Genomic DNA, 18,957 nt, shown 5'->3' with positions numbered 1-18,957 from the left:
TCAATCCCTCCGGACCGCCAGTTGGCGGTCCGCTTCGGCCATCGCGGCCAGGCACGCTTCGGCATCCCCCGTCACCAGCCGCACGCTGCAAGCCAGCATCAGGTTCATCGACAAGCCGAAGTCCTCCACCACATAACCGCGCGCATCGCGCGCGTTCCCGTCGGCATCGGTCCTGACACGCACGCGATCCAGCAACGTGCCGGCATCGGCCGCATAGCCCCAGACGGGCTTCTCCAGCGCCACGGCAAACCCAACCTCGAACGCAGTACCGCTGTCAGGCTCCCCCGGCCCGCGGAAATCGTCGAGATTCGCCATCACGACATCTGCGCGACGAATCAACGCGATGTTGGCCTCGTAGATCCATTGTGCCGTGGCTGACCCCGACAGCCCGGACGGCGCCGCCTTGTCCAGCGGGTACAAGCCTTCATAGCCATACCGCAGGCACAGCGCCTTCAGGTGTTCACCCCAGTCGCGCGCGTCCTCGCGGAACACATCAAAGCCAGCGAGATAGACCATCTTCATGGCACTTCCTCCATTTGGAACGAACGAAAGAATAGCGCAGAGGTGTGCGTCTTTCATTTTTGATCCGCGCGCGGAACAGATTTAGTGAAATTGCGGTTGACTTGTAATTCCCATATCGGCCGATCTTGAAGGCACAAGGAAGTTTCCTACCTTCCATTCATCGCATTTAGTCTGCACAGCAGCCATCGCCGACACAGTCAATCGGAACATTCCCAAGAAAATCGTAAATTCAAGATAAATACGATTAAAAGAATTCCTAAAAATCAATAGTCTTTGACCCTGTCAGGAAGACGCGACGTATAGCGATTTCACTGGCGAAATTCCGGGGATATCCGCGTGGAATGTGCGGCTTCTTATCCCGGATACAGCTGCCATCGCTCGCTATGCGGATCTCCGCGATTCGCCTTGACAGTCACTAATCACATCAATACATGAGGTCAAAGTGAAACATATTCGAACAAAGATCCTTGCCACATCCCTGCTGCTTGCCACGATGAGTCCGGCCGCGTTTGCCGTGGATGGCACGATCACCTTTACTGGCCGAGTCACAGGGCAGACCTGCACCATCTCTGGCAACGGTAGACCGGCTGGCGATTTCACCATTGTGCTGCCCACCGTTACTGCCTCGACGCTGAACACCGCCGGCAACATCGCGGGTCGCACGCCTTTCAATATTCGGCTCACAAACTGCAACCCAAACACCGGTAACGTGGCAGTTCACTTCGAACCCGGTGCGGCAGTGGATCTCGGCACCGGTCGCCTGAAAAACACGGTTGTCAACAGTCCCGCTTCTGGCAGCACCCCAGCAATTACTGGTGCATCGAACGTCCAGATCGGTCTGCTGAACAGCGATATGACCAACATCAACGTAGGGGCCGCGTTCGCCTCGCAGAACTCGCAACGTGTGGCCATTACAAGTGGTGCCGCAACACTGCAGTACTACGCCCAGTACGTGGCAACCGGCGCCGCCACACTCGGCACACTCCAGACTTCGGCGACGTATTCCATCGTGTACCCGTAAGTCAGGCCTATACCTGCCGGCATGCGCACACATGCCGGCACCTCCAGCCAGCCGGCTTCGAGCCGGCACCTCCTTCCCGTCGCCGTTCATCATGTTCAAGACTTCAAGTTGTCGCGCAGCCATTGCTGCCGTCCTCCTGGCAATGGTCACGCCGGAAACCCTTGCGTCCGTGGTTTTGACCGGGACCCGCGTCATCTATTCCGAGTCGGAGCGGGAAGTCAGCCTCAAACTCACAAATGAAGGAGATGCGCCCGCTCTAGTGCAGGCATGGATCGACGACGGCGACCCCAATGCGACGCCGGAGAACGCGAAGTCGCCATTCACGCTCACGCCGCCGCTGTTCAGACTGGATGCGAAGAAGGGCCAGACGCTACGCATCATTCAGATCCAGCAAGCGCTGCCCCGCGATCAGGAATCGCTGTTCTGGCTCAACGTTCTCGAAGTGCCACCCGTCGCATCCAGCAGCAAGGATCAGCAGAACTCGCTTCAGTTCGCCTTTCGGTCACGCATCAAGCTGTTCTTCCGTCCAACGGGATTACCCGGCGACGCGGACAGCGCGCCCACCAAGGTCACTTGGCGCTTCGCACGCAAGGATGACGGCCATCATGTACTGAGGGCAACGAATCCAACGCCGTACCACATCACCTACACAAAGGTCGAGGCAGCCGCTGGCGGGCATGTGTACAGCAATGATGCCGGAGCAATGGTGAATCCCGGCGGCACAGTCGAATTTGCCATGGATGACACGTCGCCAGTGTCCGGTGAACCAGCCCAGGTCAGTTACACGTTTATCTCGGACTATGGCGCCGGTGTATCTGGCATCCGCAATGCGAAGCCAATGCAGAAAGCGAAGGGACAATGACAATGACGATGCGGAGGCGGAAGCCACGCGCCTCGCGCGTTCTCGCTGTGCATTGGGTCCTGGCCGCCGCGCTGCCTACTGCGGTATTTGCTGATGAGCCGGGCAAGACAGCCACCGCCGCAGCCATCAAGTTCAATTCACAATTTCTGAAACGTTCCGATGGCACCAGCGTCGACGTCGACCGGTTTGCATTTGGCAACCCCATCTCACCTGGCGACTATCCGGTCGACATATACCTGAACGGATCTTGGGTTGGTCGAGAGACAGTGCGATTCCGGTCCCGGGACGAGGTCGTCGGCCCATGCATGGACCGATCGCTCATTACCCGGTTGAATCTCGACGAGCAGGCGCTGCCGCCCGCCAACCGCAATGCGATAGCGCATGCCGTCAGCGGGGAATGCACGCGTTCATCTGACATCTCGGAGGATCTCACCTGGTCGTTCCACCTCAATGACCTGCGTCTCGACATCGGCGTGGCGCAGGCTTTGCTGCGCCGCACGCCGCGTGGCAGTGTCAGCCCAGAACTCCTGGATGATGGCGTCCCGTCCGGGACGGTCGCCTACAATTTCAATACGTTCCACACCACTGGTAGTTCGCCTGGCACCTCTACCTACCTTGGCGTCGATTCCGGATTGAATATCGGTGCCTGGCACGTGCGGCAGCGCTCCTCGATGAGCTGGCAGCAGTCCATTGGCCAAAGCACCTACGACTACCAGAACATCGCGACCTATGTGCAACGGGACATATCACGTCTGCGTAGTCAACTTACCCTTGGCGATGCCTACACGGATGGGGCCGTCTTCGACAGTTTTTCCGTGCGCGGCGTGAATCTGGCCAGCGATGACCGGATGCTTCCCGACTCCGCGCGCGGCTATGCGCCACTGGTCCGAGGCGTCGCCCGCTCCAATGCGCGTGTCACGGTCACGCAGAATGGCAACAAGCTCTATGAAACGACCGTGGCCCCGGGACCGTTCGAGATCAAGGATCTGTACGCCACCGGTTATGGCGGCAATCTGCTCGTCACGGTGACAGAAGCCGACGGCAGCCAGAGCAGCTTTACCGTGCCCTATGCATCCGTGGCTCAGCTTCTGCGGCCCGGTATCACGCGGTACTCGGCCACGGTTGGGGAGTACCGCGGTGGCTCGCGCACGTCTTCCCGCCGCGAGAAACTGGTCCAGGGCACGGTGCAGCACGGGTTCAACAACTTCGTAACAGGCTATGCCGGGCTAGTCCTCTCGGAGGGTTATCAGGCGGGCATGGTCGGCGCGGCCTTGAATCTTCCCATTGGGGCATTCGCGCTGGATGCGACTCATGCCCGCGCCTCGATCGACCAGGTTGACAACACCAGCGGACAAAGCGTCCGCCTCAGCTACAGCAAGTTCGTGCCGTCAACAAGCACGAGTATGTCACTCGCCGCCTATCGCTATGCGACCCGCGGCTTCTGGACGATGAGCGACGCATTCACCGCTCGCGCCAGCGGTGGCAATGCCCGCGCCGTGGACCGCCAGCGCAGCCAGGTTCAGCTCACGCTGAATCAGAGCCTTGGAGATCGCTGGGGCAACTTCTATCTCACGGGCACTTCCGCGGAGTACTGGAATCGGGGCGGTACAGCACTGATGTTTCAGGTGGGCTACAGCAACTCGCTGCGTGTGCTGGGGCTGCCGATGACCTACAACATCGCGGCCTCGCGCCAACGCGAAGCGATGACTGGCCGGTTCACCACCCAAGTCTTCGCCAGCCTCACCGTCCCGCTGGGCAAGAGCATCCACGCCCCAATGCTGTCCTTCGGCGCCACGCATAACAGTGACAGCCAATCCTCGCAACAGATGCGGCTGAGCGGCACCGCACTCGAGGACAACGCCATCACCTATGGCTTGAACGTCGACCGTTCGCCGAACACGACCACCGGCGGCGGCAACGTACAGTACCGGACGCCTTACACCACGGTTTCCGCTTCTGTCAGCGGTGGCGGCAGTTACACGCAATATTCGGGCGGCCTGCAAGGCGCCCTGGTCGCCCACTCAGGAGGCATCACACTCGCCAACTACCTTGGCGACACCATCGGCATCGTCGAAGCAAAGGGCGCCACCGGCGCGCGCGTCGCCAATGCGACGGGCGTCAGGATCGACGCATTCGGCTACGCCATCGTGCCGTACCTCCAGCCCTACAACATGAACACGATCGAGATAGATCCACGCGGGATGCCGCTGGATGTATCGCTGGACGCGACCAGCACCCAGGTAGCGCCACGCGCGAACGCAGCGGTAAAAATCAAGTTCGCCGCGCTCAGCGGACGCTCCGTCATCATCTCGGCCAGCCAGCCCGATGGGGCGCCATTGCCCTTCGGCGCATCAGTGCTGGATAAGGACAATGCCGAAATCGGCGTGGTTGGCCAAAGCGGCATCATCTTCGTGCGTGGCATCGAAGACACCGGACGCTTGCAGGTTTCCTGGGGCACACACTCCGCACAACGTTGCGCGATCGAATATCAGCTGCCGGAGAAGGTCCGCAACGCGACGTCGTTCACGCAGATCCGATCGGTATGCCAGCCCAACACGAAGGCGGAATCGTGAATGTCGATACTGCGATCAGGTCGTGCCAAATGTTGCCAACCATCGCGGCGACTCTGCTTGGTCCGATCACTATCGGCACGCTGCAATCGTTTCGCACTCGAACTATCGCGCGCGGCAACCTCTCCGGCCCATTGTCATTACCACGCTGACGGACACCACCACGCCGGGCAATCGTTCACCCCGAGCTAACGATCGCGGCAGGCTTACGGATTGATCGCCGGATGCTTCAGCGCATGCGCAGCCTCGGCCAGATGCTGGCGGTAGTTGCTCTCATCTCGCGAGAGGCCAAGTTCTCCGCTGCGATAAGCCATCGCCAGCGCCTGAATCGAGGCCGGATGCTCACGCTCGGCAGCGGCCTCGTACCAGGACACCGCAGTCGCATCATCACGCGGCACGCCATCGCCCTCACGGTAGGCGTTGGCCAGCAAGAACATGGCCTGCGCAACACCGCCGTCAGCAGCCACTCTGAACCAGTGCGCGGCGGCAGCCGGATCCGCTGTATGGCCGTAGCCACCGCGATAGAGCAGCCCCAGGTAATACGCTGCGCCAACATCGCCCACCCTTGCCGCCGCGCCGAGTTCGCGCCATGCGACAGGCAAGTCCGTACGACCGGACGCCAACTCACCAAGCATCGCGGCCTTGCCGAGCAGGAACTGCGCGCGGGTGTGTCCGCTCGCTGCCGCCAGGCCAAGCCAGTGCTCCGCCTGCGCGCGGCTCTCGGTGTCTGTCCGGGACAGTAGTGTTTCACCGAGAGCCGCGCATGCCGCAACCTCGCCCGCCGCGGCCGCGCGCTGTAGTCGTGACAGTGCGGCGGCATCATTCGCCGAGGTCGCCATCAACTGCCATCGCGCGATCTCGCTTTGACGCACATCGGATTGCTGTCGCCACACGGCGGCGCCAGCTACCCCAGCCGCCGCAACGGTTACAGCCAGCGTGGCCGCCACAAACAGCGGGTGAATGCGAGGAAAGCGCCGCGGTACGGCCGTAGTCGTTGGCATGGCGTGCATGGTCAGTCAATCACAAGCTGAGATCGAGCTTGTACTGCGACAGGTTCTTGCCGGACCCATCGTCAGCCTTGTCGAGCGAGATATTGGTCAACCCAGCGTCGGTTGCCTGCTGCTGCATCCCGATACCCGAGCTGAACACCACCTTGCCCGTCGTGGTCACCTTGGTGAACTTCCAGCTACGCGCGCTGCCGTTGGCCACGCGTGTGACATTGGTCACCTTCTTGATGTAGCTGATCAGCACATCGCGGTTGGCATCAGGCGAGGCATAGATCGTCTTGGTGCCATCGAGGCCCGGGAAGTTGCCGCCCCCGCTGGCACGATAGTTGTTGGTCGCCACGATGAAGTTCATCGCCGCGGTCACCGGCGTGCCCTTGTACGTCAGGTTCTTGATACGGCTGCCAACCGGCTGCGTCACGTCGATCTCATATTGCATGTCAGGATCGGTGAACATGTCGAAGTTGTAGCCCGGGAAGGTGCTGATCAACTGCTGGTCCGTCGTCTTGGCCGGGTCGATCTGGTTGAAGCGCTTGGCGGCGGTTTCCAACCACGCCTTCACCTCGTCGCCGTTGACCTTCACCGCATACACCGTGTTCGGGTACAGGTAGAGATCGGCCGCATTGTTGATGGCCAGGTTGCCGGACGCCACGTCGGTGTAGTCGCTGCCGCCGCCAAAGCCGCTCTTGAACGGGGCCGAAACCGACAGCACGGGCAGCGAGGCCAGCGCCGGCAGGTTCGCGGTCACGTAGTCCTTCACGTACGCAGCCTGCGCCATGTTGACGATCTGAATCGCGCCCGGATCACCCACGTCGGCGAAGTAGCTCGACATGCGGTAGTTGGTGCTGCCGATCGGCGTCTTCACGTACTGGATAGTTGCCTGGTGCTCGGTGTCGATCATCGGCGCCACGCTGGCGTCGGCCGTCACATAGGTCTTGTCGGCGTTCTGGGTCGAGCGCGCCTCCACGGTGGTCTTGGTGCGATCGACGCTCCAGCTCTTGCCGTCGTGGTTCAGCGACAGGTTGATCACACCCAGATGCTTGCCCCAGTAGTTGGCCATCACGGTCGGCACGCCGTTGACCGTGCCCTTGACCTTGTCCACGCCCGGCAGGTTGAACTGGCCGACCGTGCTGTTGGCATCCGGGAAGATCTGGTGCGAGTGGCCGATCAGCATCGCGTCCACGCCAGCCACCTTCGACAGGTGATAGCTGCCGTTCTCCATCGTCGGCGAGTAGGTCGAGTTATCGAGGCCACCATGCGAGATCACGACGACGAGGTCGGCGCCCTTGGCGCGCATCTCGGGAATGTACTTCTGGGCCGTTTCTACCAGACCTTCGGTGTAGACCTTGCCGTCGAGCCAGCGCTTGTCCCAGCTCAGGATGGCCGGCGGCGCGAAACCGATGATGCCAACCTTGATCGGCGCGGTTACCGTCTTGCCGTCCGGGCCGGTAGCCGTCAGCGTCTTGCTCAGAATCGCGTACGGCTGGAACAACGGCGCGCGCGTCTTGACGCTGTAGACGTTGGCCAGCACCTGCGGAAACTTCGGACCCGCGCATGTGGTCTGGGCGGTCGGATCGGGCAGACCGTCAACGTTGAACTTGCTGCCGGTGACCTGGCTCAGGTACTGCAGCCCGTAATTGAATTCGTGATTGCCGATGCCACCGCCGTCAAAGCCAGCGGCGTTCATCACCTTGTACATCGCCAGGGTCTCGGTGCACGAGACCGGCTTCACCAGTGCCTGATAGTCCGAGAGCGCGGTGCCCTGGATCGTGTCGCCGTTGTCGAGCAACAGGCTGTTCGGAAACTCCTGCCGCGCGGACTTGATCAGCGTCGAGACGCGCTCGAAGCCCAGCGACTTGTCTTCGGCCAGCTTGAAGTAGTCATAGCTCAGGACGTTGGTGTGGAGGTCGGTGGTCTCGAGCAGCGCCAGCGTGGACTTGGTACCTGCGACGATCGCCGCCGGGGTGTTGCCACCGTTGTTGCCGCCGTTGCCACTGTTTCCGCTATTGCCGCCGTTGTTGCCGGAGGTGGAGGACGAGGTGTCGTCTGAGCCGCAGGCGGCCAGCGCGGTCACCCCCACCAGCAAGGCCGCGAGCGTCGCGGCCTGGATGCGATGGAGTTGCATGTTTCGGGTTCCCTGATTGGATTTGTTTTGATTTTGGTTTTGGTGCAGCCACGGAATTGTCGGCAGCCGCGATGGCAGGAAAGTGGCGAAATCGCGTCATTCGTGTGACAGGCACCACGGATGTCAGCGTCATCAGGGAATGCACAAATCGCGCGCCGGACTATTCCAAATGGCTGAAGACCCTTATCCATCCGGGCAATTGACGGTGCGCTATATACCCGCTTATATTGCGCAAGGTAACAATCGCGCACACCGCACCCCTTCACGCCATGACCTTCCGCACCCTGCCCTTCCTGCGCCGCACCGCCTGCGTCGGCGCCGCCCTGGCCCTGACCGTCGCCGCACCGTCGGCCTTTGCCGCCGATCTCGTGGTCTCCGCCGCCGCCAGCCTGACCAACGCGTTCAAGACGCTGGCCGAGCAGTACGAGCACGCCCACCCGGATACCAAGGTGGTGCTGAATTTCGGCGCTTCGGACGTGCTGATGCAGCAGATCGTCAAGGGCGCGCCGGCCGATGTGTTCGCCTCCGCCGACCAGACCGCCATGGACAAGGCCGAGGCCGAGAAGGTCGTGCAACCGGCCAGCCGCAAGGACTTTGCCGCCAACCAGGTAGTGCTGATCGTGCCGCAGGACAGCAAGCTCGGCATCGGGTCGCTCAAGGACCTGACCCGCGCCGACGTCAAGCGCGTGGCGTACGGTAATCCGTCGTCGGTGCCGGTGGGCCGCTATACCAAGGGCGCGCTCGAAGCCGAGGGCCTTTGGGATGCCGTGGCGGCCAAGGGCGTGCCGGCCCAGAACGTTCGCCAGAGTCTCGACTACGTGGCACGCGGCGAGGTCGACGCCGGCTTCGTGTTCGCCACCGATGCCGCGATCATGCCGGAGAAGGTCAAGGTGGCGGTGCGCGTGCCGAATCGCACGCCGGTCACCTACCCCATCGCCGTCACCACGCAGACGAAGCAGGCCCAGCAGGCCAACAGCTTCGTCCAGTACGTGCTGTCGGCCGAAGGCCAGGCCGTGCTGGCCAAATTTGGATTCCAGAAACCGTAACAAGGTCTGATTGCTGTCATGGATGCCGTCTGGGTACCGCTGCTGCTGTCGCTCAAGGTAGCGGGCTGGGCCACGCTGCTGAACGCCATTCTTGGCGTGGCGGCCGCCTATGCGATATCGCGCTGGCGCTCGTCCGCGCGTGATGTGGTGGATGCCATCCTGACCCTGCCGCTGGTTCTCCCACCCACCGTGCTCGGCTACTACCTGCTTGTGCTGGTGGGCCGGCGCGGCGTGTTTGGCGCTTGGCTGGACCGGATCGGGATCGAACTTGTGTTCACATGGCAGGGCGCGGTGCTGGCGTCGACCGTGGTCGCATTCCCGCTCGTGCTGAAATCCGCGCGCGCTGCGTTCGAAGGCGTCGATCACCAGCTCGAGAATGCCGCCCGCGTGCTGGGTGTATCGGAGACCGGCATCTTCTTTCGCGTCACGCTGCCGATGGCGCTGCGCGGCATCTCCGCCGGCGTGGTGCTGGCGTTTGCGCGGGCACTGGGCGAATTCGGCGCCACGCTGATGGTGGCCGGCAACCTGCCGGGCCGCACCCAGACGCTCTCTGTGGCCATTTATGAAGCCGTGCAGGCTGGCGACGACAACACCGCCAACCTGCTGGTGCTGGTGACGTCGGTCACATGCATCGTGCTGTTGGTGGTGGCTGGCCGACTGGTGCCGCCCGCCGCGCGTGGCGTTGGCGAGGTCTACGAGCGACGCGCTTTCCGGCGCGAAGCCGTGGGCAAGTGAGGCCCGCCATGAGCATGCAGATCACCATCCGCAAGCGCCTGGTGTCGCGAGATCGCCAGTTCGCGCTCGACATCGGATTTGAGTCGGACAGTCACCGTATTGCGATGTTCGGACCCTCCGGCTCTGGCAAGACCCTGACACTGCGGGCCATCGCCGGGTTGCTGGCGCCGGACAGCGGGCGCATCGTACTCAACGGACGCACGCTGTTCGACAGCGAATCCGGCATCGACCTGCCCCCCCAGGAGCGCCGCGTGGCGTACCTGTTCCAGGACTACGCGCTATTTCCGCATCTGACCGTGGCGCAGAACATCGCGTTCGGCCTGAACCACGGCTGGCGTAATCCCCGGCGGCGCGAGTTGCCGCCAGAGGCCGCGCACTGGGTCGATGCCTTCGGCTTGCGCGAGATCGTGAATCAGTATCCGTCCGAGATCTCGGGCGGTCAGAAGCAGCGCGTGGCGCTGGCCCGCGCGCTGGCGCCCAAGCCGGATATTGTTTTGCTCGACGAACCGTTCTCGGCGCTGGACCCGGCGCTACGGACGCGTATGCGCGAAGAACTGCTGTCGCTGCAGGCGAACCTCGATGTGCCAATGGTGGTGATCTCGCACGATCCGCAAGACGTCGAGATCCTGGGCGACCACGTGCTCGAGATTCGCGAGGGCCGCATCTTCGGCAGCGGCACCGGCAAGCGGCATCCGCCGGTCTACGCGCCCCTGCCCGCGCACGTGGCCTGATCCGCAGTCAGCAAATCGACATAGGCGCCTTCGATCAGAGCGTCATGGTTCACGCCCAGCCGCGCCATCAGTCCATGCGCCTCGGCCACGCCAGCTTCCGCTGGCTCGCCTTCGCGCAGCACCACTTCCAGTTCCAGAAAGTCGCCCAAGCCTTCCACGCGATCGAGATGCACGCGCGTGCGACCGACGAGGAACAGTGTCCGCACCTTGCGCACGCGTCCACGCTCGCCGTGGGCCGAGACCAATGCGGCACGTAACGTGTCGGGCGAGGCCGTCGGGGACAGGATGTAGAAGCTCTCCTTCGGCCCCGTCTGGTCAGGTCGGGAATAGAAGATCAGTTGCCCTTGATCGGCACTGAACGCGCGCAGCTTGAGCCTGCCGTTCGGGCACGGGAAGAACGTGTCGTCCTGCTCGATCAGTTCCGGGCCATGATCCGCGACGGCGGCGGCGCGCGGTATCAACGCCTCGACGCTGGCGATGCGTGCCTTGATTTCGATATTGCGTGCCATGCTGCTTTAGCCCACTGTCCCGAGGATCACGCTCGAAGCCTTGAAAATGGCCACCGCACGCGTGCCCACCTTCAGATCGAGTTCGGTCACCGCTGCATTGGTGATGATGGCCGCGACCGTGCCGCCGCCATCGAGATCGAGCACCACCTCGGCATTGACTGCGCCCGGCTGCACGCGCGAGACCACGCCCGGTAACTGGTTACGCGCCGACAGCCGCACGTTGGGGTCAGGCAGACCGATCATCACCGACGATGCCTTGACTAGCGCGAACGCCTCGGCGCCGGCCGTCAGGCCCAGGGTCTCCACGCTCTCGTGCGTGATGGTGGAAACGACGCGCTGGCCACCCGGCAGCGCCAGCGTGACTTCATCGTTGACGGCCCCGCCGCGAATCGCTTCCACGCGGCCGAACAGCTTGTTGCGCGCACTGGTCTGGACCATGAATTTCCTCATCAGGTGAAGGTCGTCGGCATCCGCGTCGCTCAATGCGCTCCCGACCTTGTCAAGGTAGGCGACGAAGCGGGCGTGCTCTGCCTCCATCGCATGGTAGGTACGAATCAGGCGCTCGGCGCGTTCGGTCAGTCGGGTACCGCCTCCGCCCTTGCCGCCTGCCGCGCGCGAAACGAGCGGCTCGCCGGCGCTGTTGTTCATGGCGTCGATGGCATCCCAGGCAGCCTTGTAGCTGATGCCGACGGCGCGCGCCGCGGCCGTGATCGAACCATGTTCGCCAATGGCAGCCAGCAGCGCGATGCGGTCCTTGCCGCCCCAATCATGCGTGCCGGCGCGAAACCAGATCGCTCCCTGGAGTTCGAGCATGTGCTAACGGTGTGGGAAGTGAAAGATAGCGTATGGTACCGCCAGCCGACACCGCGCCGATACGGCACTGGTGTCAGTGCGGTATCGGCGCGGCATTCACGCGGCATCCACTAGTTCTGGTGCGCCGGAATGTACCAGCGCATGATGCTGCCGGCGAAGTACTGCTTGTCGAGCTGGCGCAGCAACCGCCAGGCCGTGAAGGCGTCGACGTCCAGATCCACCCATGCCCATGGATGATCGGCGTCACCCTCGCGCATGATGTCGATCGAGATGACGCGGGCGTAGATCTTGAGCTTTTCGCGCAGCATATCCGCCGTCACATCTCGATGCAGCCCGCGGATCAGTACCTGCATGGCGGCCTCTCCCTCGGTGCGTTGGCATTGTGTGTATTGTAGGCCGCGCTCCGCGTCACGTCGTGTGCCTTATGCGCTGATCGCACACGACGTTGCCTCATCCTGTCAGGCCATCACGTGCACGCCGCCATCGACGTACACGGTGTTGCCAGACAGCCGTCGCGCGTACGGCGTAGCCAGGTAGGCGGTGGCGAAGCCCACATCCATGATGTCGACCAGTTCGCCCAACGGCGCGCGCCCCGCCGCCTCGGCCAGCAGAGCGTCGAAGTCCTTGAGCCCCGACGCCGCGCGCGTCTTCAGCGGCCCGGGCGAGATCGCGTGCACGCGGATGCAGCGCGGACCGAGTTCATAGGCCAGATAGCGGCAACTGGCCTCCAGCGCAGCCTTTACCGGCCCCATCAGGTCATAGTTCGGCACCACGCGGTTGGCGCCGTCATAGCTCATCGCGAACATCGTGCCGCCGTGCGGCATCAGCGGCACCGCGCGGCGCGCCATGCGTATGAAGGAATGGCAGGAGACATCCATCGCCCGCGCGAACCCGGTGGCCGATGAATTGAGCAGTCCGCCCTGCAGGTCGGCCTTCGGCGCGAAAGCCACGGAATGGATCAGGGAATCCAGTTGCCCCCACTCCGCCGCGATGCGCGCGAACAGCGCGTCCATCTGCGCATCGTCCTCGACATCGAGCGGCATCAGGATCGGCGCCTCCACCTGGCGCGCCAGTGGTTCCACGTACGGCAGTGCCTTGTCGTTGAGATAGGTCAGCGCGATCTCGGCGCCCATTTCCCGGAACGCCCGGGCGCAGCCCCAGGCAATCGAGTCCTCGTTCGCCACGCCCACGACGAGCACGCGCGCCCCTGCAAGGGGTGGATTCGGTACTTGCACCATCGGATTCTCCGGCGAAGCTACGTGATGAGCGATGCGCGACGACCGCCCCGCCTCCGGCACGCGGTGGCGGGGCGAAATGGTTATCGGGAGTCAGGTCTGGGCGTCGGCGCCCGCCTCGCGCGTGGCCTTGCCGTGATCGGTACCCATCACGTCGGCGACCTTGCGGTAACGCTCCATCCACTCACCCTCGAGCGGGCCACCAACGGTCAGCACGCGATGTGCCAGCACCATCACCCGGCGACGCTCCTTCATGTCCGGCACGAGTTGCGGCAGCGTGCGCAGCGCGCCGTCGGGGTCAAGACTGACGACATAGCTCTGACGCCGTACCGCGTCCTTGAATTCGGCCAGTGTGAAACGCTCGTCGGGCGGGTTTTCCACCGCCAGCTTGCGTAGCAGGTTGAATGGACGTTCCTCGATGGCGGACTTGCCCCCGGTCACGTAGGCCAGGATGCGCAGGAACCCATCGACCAGCGTGCCCTCGCCGATCCGGGACAGCGCCTCGCGACGGCGGAGTTCCGCCACCTCCGTACGCAGCGCGGTAACGGCGGGCGACTCGGCGCGCTCGGTATCCACCTTCATGCCGAATAGGGCCGGCAGCCACGGCGTGGCGTAGATCGACCAGAACGCCTGTTCCTGCCAGGCATCGCGCATATCGCGGTACAGGTCGAGCGAGCGCACGATCTGATCGGAGATCGCGGTCTGCATGGCCAGGAACGGATTGTCGGGAGATACGGGCTGGCGCGCTTCGCGCACGGCCGGCGCCATCGCGCTCACCCATTGCATCCACGGATTGGTGTCGCCTTCCAGCGATCGTTCAAGCCGCGTCGGATGCACCGCCCGAATCACCTCCGCCATCGACTCGTTCGACATCGCGCGCAGGAACGGCGAGGCAAACGTATCGTAGAGATGCTGGTTGACCTCGGCCACGCGGCGCACCACCTGGAACGGCAGTTCGTCGTCCCGGCCGTCGTCGAGCGACAGGATGTCGTCGATCGTGCGTCGTTCGAAGCGCACCATGTAGCGGCCTTCGATCAGATCCTTGTGCGACGTGCCCGGCGCGATGTCCTCGATCTTCGCTTCGTACAGGCCCGGCGGCAGCACGTCGATCAGGTCCAGCGCGCAGAAGAGTTCCGAGTGTTCCTTGTTGGCCACGCTACCCGACACGAAGATGCCGAGGTGGCCGATCGAAGGATGCAGGCAATAGACGATGGTCTGGTCGTTGGCGACGATCTCGTCAACGTTCGCGTAGAGATCGGGAATCCAGTTCAGCGCCTGCTGCGGCGGCGTGATGTTGTCACCCCAGGAGGCGAATACGATCACCGGCGAGCGCACGTTCCGCAGGTCGATGACCGTCTTGCCGTCGTTGCTGCGCACTTCGCCCGCTGTGAGGTGGTTGCCGACGAACAGGTTCTGCACGATCCAGTCGATCTCTTCCCGGTTCATCAGGAAGTGGCCGCCCCACCAGCGCTCGAACTCCAGGAAACGCGGACCCTCGGTGTCGGCCTTGGCATAAACGTTGTAGAGCTTCGACCAGAACGTGTTCGCGGGATCGAGCTTCTCGAAGTTCTGTACGAGCCAGGCGCCGTCGAAGCGGCCATTGCCCAGATCCGCCGCCAGCGATGCCAGCCAGGTGCCACCAAGCAGGCCACCCGAGTACCGCATCGGATTCTTGCCACGCACCCCAGACCAGTACGCCACGGGCGCGCCAGCCAGCAGGATCGGGCCGGTGACTTCCGGCGCGGCAGCCGCCAGCATCAACAGCGCCCAGCCCGCCTGACAGTTGCCAACGACGAATGGCTTGCCGGGCGCATCGGGGTGGCGCTCGGCGACCGCCTGCAGGAACAGGCCTTCGGTACGCGCGACGTCCTCGATCGTCTGCCCCGGGCAAGGATCGCGGAAGAACGTGATGAAGTAACACGGATGCCCACCGCGCAGGGCGTTGCCAATCTCGCTGTCGGACTTGAACCCGCCGATGCCGGGACCATGCCCCGCGCGGGGGTCCATCACCACGAACGGCCGCTTGGCCGGGTCCGTCGGTTGTCCTTCAGGTGGCACGATGCGAACCAGCGCGTAGTTGACCGGCGTCGGCAAATCGCGGCCGTCGATCAGTACCTCGTAGTCGAACACCAGCACTGGCGGCATGCCACCGCGCTCGTGCTCCGCGGTTTCATTGCCGCGCTGCCGAAGGATGTCGAGGAACAGGATCGAGCGTTGCCAGGCATCGATGCCGTACTCCCATGCGGCATGCGCAATGGCGGTAGGCGGAACTGGTGGAAGAAACCCGGCGAGCGCGGTCGCGGCCGGTGAGGGTGCCTCCGCTGTCGATGTGACAGCGGTCGGTTGACGTGCGGTCATTCCGTTTCTCCCAGTCTGGATAGGCGGAGTCAGGGTGTCGCGGCAAGACGTGTCGTCCGGATGGTCGATAGATCAGCGCCGGTGTGCTTGCTGCGATGCAACACCGAAAATCTACCAGTGTCGCGGCGCCATGGCAATTGGCCGAAGCGCCACTCCGAACATATCGGCCACCCATGACATATGCGTGTCATCGTAGCAGTTGGAACATTGGCATATACTTTGCCGCAAGACGTTTGCGCAATGCAGCATCCGTGGCCCCCAGGATGCCTGCCCTCCAAAACCGTTTGGTTCCAGGGAACGCTGCCTATGCCGATTACATCGTCCACCGACAAGTACGCCCAGCTGCTCGCGCGTTGCGAGGGGCTGCCCCCCATCCCCACCGCCGTAGCGCATCCGTGCGACCAGTCATCGCTCGATGGCGCACTGGAAGCGGCACGGCTTGGCCTGATTACTCCACTGCTGGTTGGCCCGGAGTGGCGCATCCGGCAAGTGGCGGAGGAGCACGGCCTGCCCCTCGGCGATACGCCGATCATCGATACAGCTCACAGCCATGCTTCGGCCGAAGCCGCCGTGGAAGCCGTGCGCTCGGGCCGCGCCGAACTGCTAATGAAGGGCAGCCTTCATACCGATGAGTTGCTGCACGCCGTGACGCGCAGCACCAGCGGTTTGCGCACGGAACGGCGCCTTTCGCATGTCTTCGCGATGGACGTGCCGACCTATCACAAGCCGCTGTTCATCACGGACGCCGCGGTCAACATCTTCCCCACGCTGAATGAGAAGGCCGACATCGTGCGCAACGCGATCGACCTCGTGCGCATTCTCGGCGTCGAGCGCCCCAAGGTGGCGATTCTCTCGGCCGTGGAAACGGTGACGGACAAGATCCCGTCGACGATCGACGCCGCCGCGCTGTGCATGATGAGCCTGCGCGGGCAGATCGAAGGCGGCCTGCTCGATGGCCCGCTGGCGTTCGACAACGCCATCAGCAAGGCCGCGGCCGAAACCAAGGGCATCCACTCCGAAGTGGCCGGCGACCCCGATATCCTGCTCGTGCCGGACCTCGAAGCCGGCAACATGCTCGCCAAGCAGCTCACGTTCCTGGCCGGTGCGGAAGCGGCTGGCATCGTACTTGGCGCGCGCGTGCCGATCATCCTGACCAGCCGCGCCGACAGCGTGCGCGCGCGCATTGGTAGTTGCGCGATCGCCGTGCTCATCGCCCATGCACGCCGTGTTGCCACCGAGGCAGCCGTCAAGGTCTGAAGCCACTTAAGGAGATTCGCCGCGTGACCACTGCTCACCCTGTCATCCTCGTCGTCAACGCCGGCTCATCGAGCGTCAAGATTTCCATCTTCTCCGTGCCGGAGGCTGCCCACGAGGACGTCGAAGTCCTGCCCGCGCAGCTTGCGCACGGCCAGATCGAAGGTATCGGCGTGGCGCCGCATATCGAGGGGCGCCTGGCCGATGGCACCGTCGTCGCCGACGAGCGCTTTCCCGTGGAGCAGGTGCCCGATCACGATGCGGCGTTCCGCCTGATCCAGGCCAGGCTGCAGGAAGGCCTGCGCGATACGCCACCGGTAGCAATCGGCCATCGCGTGGTGCATGGCGGGATGGACTTTGCCGACGCCGTGCGCATCGACGACAACGTGATCGCCAGGCTCGATGCGCTGGTACCACTTGCGCCGCTGCACCAGCCGCACAACCTGACGGCGATCCGCGCGGTGCGGGCCGCCGCGCCCGGCCTGTTGCAGGTAGCGTGCTTCGACACCGCGTTCCACGCCGGGCACGATCCGATGGCCCAGTTGATGGCGCTGCCCTACAAGTACTACGAGCAGGGCATCCGGCGTTTCGGCTTTCATGGGCTGTCCTACGCGTATATCGCGCGCCGGCTCAAGCAGGTGGCGCCCGACCTGGCCGAGGGCCGCGTGATCGTTGCCCACTTCGGTAACGGCGCGAGCCTGTGCGCGATGCGCGGCGGCAAGAGCGTGGAATCGACCATGGGCCTCACGGCGCTGGACGGCATGCCGATGGGCACGCGCTGCGGCACGATCGACCCCGGTGCGGTGCTGTGGCTGGCGGCGCAAGGGATGACGCCCGACGCAATCCAGACGATGCTCTATGGGCAATCGGGCCTGAAGGGTATCTCCGGCGTCAGCAGCGACATGCGCGCGCTGCTGGCCAGCGATACGCCGCGCGCGAAGCTGGCCGTGGACTTCTACGCCTATCGCGCCGCACAGGAAATCGGCAAGCTCGCCGTCACGCTGGGTGGCCTGGATGGACTGGTCTTCACGGCTGGTATCGGCGCCAACTCGCCGGACGTGCGCGCACGCGTCTGCGCGCACCTCACCGATCTCTTCGGCATCTCGCTGGATGCCGCGGCCAATGGCGACAACTGCCAACGCATCAGCAGCGACACAAGCCGCGTGCCGGTGCTGGCGCTGCAGACGGACGAGGAAGGCATGATCGCTCTCTCGACCGCGAAGATCCTGCTAAACGGCGGCTAATCTTCGAGGTAGTGCCCGCGTAGTTGCCCCACATCGATGCGCAGGTCATCGGCAAGAAATTGCTCCACACTGCCGTAGGCCTGCGCAATCGCATCCATCGATGCTTCCAGGTACTCGGGCCGCACTTCGAGCAACGGCGTGATGACGTCCGCGTCGACCCCGATCGGGGCCACGCGCGCCAGCACATCTTCGTTGAGGCGACGATTCCAGTGATTGGATTCGAGGTAATTGGCGACGATCTCGTCCTGCGACACGCCAAGCGCCGATAGCAACAGCAACGACGCAAAGCCTGTGCGGTCCTTGCCTGCGGTGCAGTGATAGAACAGCGTGCGGCCGGCCTCGGCATGGCGCAGGAACGCGCCGAACGCCTCGCGGTAGCGCACCGGAAAATCGCGGTACACATCGAGCATGAAGTCGCGCATCTGCGTGGGCGTGCTTGCACGCAGGCGCGGCACCAGCACATCCATCGCCATGCTGCCCTCCAGCACCGGCACCGCGAGCCAGTGAAAGCGCTCGCCGAAAGCGGCCTCGGCAGGCGACTTCTCGCCCGGAGACCGGAAATCGACGACGATATCCAGATCGAGCGAATGCAGGCGATCGAGATCGGCGGCCGAGGCCAGCGCGGGATTCGCGCTGCGATAGAGCTTGCCCGACCTGACGCGACGGCCGGACAAACCGGCCAGTCCGCCAAGGTCACGCGCATTGGGGATCGTTTCCAGCCCCAAGGAAGGGCGTGCGTCGTGATTCATATTGTTGGTCATTTCACATCCGCGTGCCGTCATGCACGCCTTCCAAAAACGTTCAACATCGACTTCAATTATTTCAGATCGCCGCATCGAAGGACAGGTGCCACGTACGGCTTCATGCTTCCGTGCCGCTCATACGCCCATCCACGCGCAATCACACTCACTCGATCCGCACAAGGCCC

At 63.6% G+C, this 18,957-nt stretch carries 17 protein-coding genes; 8 read left to right on the top strand and 9 right to left on the bottom strand.

The features are described 5' to 3' along the window. Positions 1-522 carry a nucleoside 2-deoxyribosyltransferase gene (locus B2246_RS28490; protein ID WP_286879646.1) on the bottom strand — a complete coding sequence of 174 codons (522 nt, stop codon included), beginning with the start codon at positions 520-522 and terminating at the stop codon, positions 1-3. A gap of 442 nt (positions 523-964) precedes the next feature. On the opposite strand from B2246_RS28490, the gene B2246_RS28485 reads away from it, so the two are divergent. The 3 genes from B2246_RS28485 to B2246_RS28475 all read left to right on the top strand — a co-directional run bounded on the left by B2246_RS28485 (position 965) and on the right by B2246_RS28475 (position 4,978). Then, on the top strand, positions 965-1,543 hold the full coding sequence (locus B2246_RS28485) for a fimbrial protein (protein WP_008640883.1): 579 nt from the start codon (positions 965-967) through the stop codon (positions 1,541-1,543). A gap of 91 nt (positions 1,544-1,634) precedes the next feature. After that, on the top strand, positions 1,635-2,405 hold the full coding sequence (locus B2246_RS28480) for a fimbrial biogenesis chaperone (protein ID WP_040010802.1): 771 nt from the start codon (positions 1,635-1,637) through the stop codon (positions 2,403-2,405). After that, a complete protein-coding gene (locus B2246_RS28475) occupies positions 2,402-4,978 on the top strand; it encodes a fimbria/pilus outer membrane usher protein (protein WP_317915003.1) in 2,577 nt (858 codons plus the stop codon). Before B2246_RS28480 ends, B2246_RS28475 begins: the two co-directional genes overlap by 4 nt. Positions 4,979-5,181: 203 nt before the next feature. Here B2246_RS28475 and B2246_RS28470 read toward each other — a convergent pair whose 3' ends face one another. Both B2246_RS28470 and B2246_RS28465 read right to left on the bottom strand, forming a co-directional pair. Next, positions 5,182-5,976 carry a tetratricopeptide repeat protein gene (locus tag B2246_RS28470; RefSeq protein WP_286879644.1) on the bottom strand — a complete coding sequence of 265 codons (795 nt, stop codon included), beginning with the start codon at positions 5,974-5,976 and terminating at the stop codon, positions 5,182-5,184. 19 nt (positions 5,977-5,995) lie between these two features. Continuing rightward, positions 5,996-8,104, bottom strand: coding sequence for a bifunctional 2',3'-cyclic-nucleotide 2'-phosphodiesterase/3'-nucleotidase (locus tag B2246_RS28465; RefSeq protein WP_286879642.1), 2,109 nt, complete (start codon positions 8,102-8,104; stop codon positions 5,996-5,998). Positions 8,105-8,373: 269 nt separating this feature from the next. Here B2246_RS28465 and modA point away from each other — a divergent pair, with 269 nt between their 5' ends. From modA to B2246_RS28450, 3 genes are read left to right on the top strand one after another with little or no spacing between them, the layout of a single operon-like run. Continuing rightward, the gene (gene modA, locus B2246_RS28460; protein WP_035881434.1) at positions 8,374-9,150 is read left to right on the top strand and encodes a molybdate ABC transporter substrate-binding protein; all 777 of its coding nucleotides are present in this window, start codon (positions 8,374-8,376) and stop codon (positions 9,148-9,150) included. Positions 9,151-9,168: 18 nt separating this feature from the next. Then, entirely contained in the window at positions 9,169-9,885 is a 717-nt protein-coding gene (gene modB / locus B2246_RS28455; RefSeq protein WP_008640894.1) for a molybdate ABC transporter permease subunit, read from the top strand. A gap of 8 nt (positions 9,886-9,893) precedes the next feature. Next, a complete protein-coding gene (locus B2246_RS28450; RefSeq protein WP_008640896.1) occupies positions 9,894-10,616 on the top strand; it encodes an ATP-binding cassette domain-containing protein in 723 nt (240 codons plus the stop codon). On the opposite strand, the gene B2246_RS28445 is transcribed toward B2246_RS28450, so the two are convergent. From B2246_RS28445 to B2246_RS28425, 5 genes are all read right to left on the bottom strand, one after another. After that, on the bottom strand, positions 10,586-11,125 hold the full coding sequence (locus tag B2246_RS28445) for a class IV adenylate cyclase (protein WP_008640897.1): 540 nt from the start codon (positions 11,123-11,125) through the stop codon (positions 10,586-10,588). The genes B2246_RS28450 and B2246_RS28445 overlap by 31 nt on opposite strands. A gap of 6 nt (positions 11,126-11,131) precedes the next feature. After that, complete coding sequence (locus B2246_RS28440; RefSeq protein ID WP_035881432.1) at positions 11,132-11,938, bottom strand: TOBE domain-containing protein; 807 nt, start codon at positions 11,936-11,938, stop codon at positions 11,132-11,134. Between the two features lie 110 nt (positions 11,939-12,048). Beyond that, entirely contained in the window at positions 12,049-12,291 is a 243-nt protein-coding gene (locus tag B2246_RS28435; RefSeq protein WP_008640901.1) for an RNA recognition motif domain-containing protein, read from the bottom strand. A gap of 105 nt (positions 12,292-12,396) precedes the next feature. Further along, on the bottom strand, positions 12,397-13,176 hold the full coding sequence (fabI, locus tag B2246_RS28430) for an enoyl-ACP reductase FabI (RefSeq protein WP_008640903.1): 780 nt from the start codon (positions 13,174-13,176) through the stop codon (positions 12,397-12,399). 90 nt (positions 13,177-13,266) lie between these two features. Beyond that, a complete protein-coding gene (locus B2246_RS28425) occupies positions 13,267-15,531 on the bottom strand; it encodes a DUF3141 domain-containing protein (protein ID WP_286879639.1) in 2,265 nt (754 codons plus the stop codon). Between the two features lie 306 nt (positions 15,532-15,837). Between B2246_RS28425 and B2246_RS28420 the strand changes: the two genes are divergently transcribed. Both B2246_RS28420 and B2246_RS28415 read left to right on the top strand, forming a co-directional pair. Beyond that, complete coding sequence (locus tag B2246_RS28420; RefSeq protein ID WP_008640930.1) at positions 15,838-16,788, top strand: phosphate acetyltransferase; 951 nt, start codon at positions 15,838-15,840, stop codon at positions 16,786-16,788. Between the two features lie 23 nt (positions 16,789-16,811). Next, positions 16,812-18,029, top strand: coding sequence for an acetate/propionate family kinase (locus tag B2246_RS28415; protein ID WP_286879638.1), 1,218 nt, complete (start codon positions 16,812-16,814; stop codon positions 18,027-18,029). Here the strand turns inward: B2246_RS28415 and B2246_RS28410 are convergent. Further along, the gene (locus tag B2246_RS28410; protein WP_035881431.1) at positions 18,026-18,790 is read right to left on the bottom strand and encodes a tyrosine-protein phosphatase; all 765 of its coding nucleotides are present in this window, start codon (positions 18,788-18,790) and stop codon (positions 18,026-18,028) included. The two genes, B2246_RS28415 and B2246_RS28410, sit on opposite strands and share 4 nt — an antisense overlap. Positions 18,791-18,957 lie beyond the last annotated feature (167 nt).

This window comes from Cupriavidus sp. UBA2010, assembly GCF_002335265.1.
GTDB classification, from domain to species: Bacteria; Pseudomonadota; Gammaproteobacteria; order Burkholderiales; family Burkholderiaceae; genus Cupriavidus; species Cupriavidus metallidurans.
Note: the sequence above shows the minus strand (reverse complement) of the source record. Positions and strands in the feature narration are given on the sequence as shown.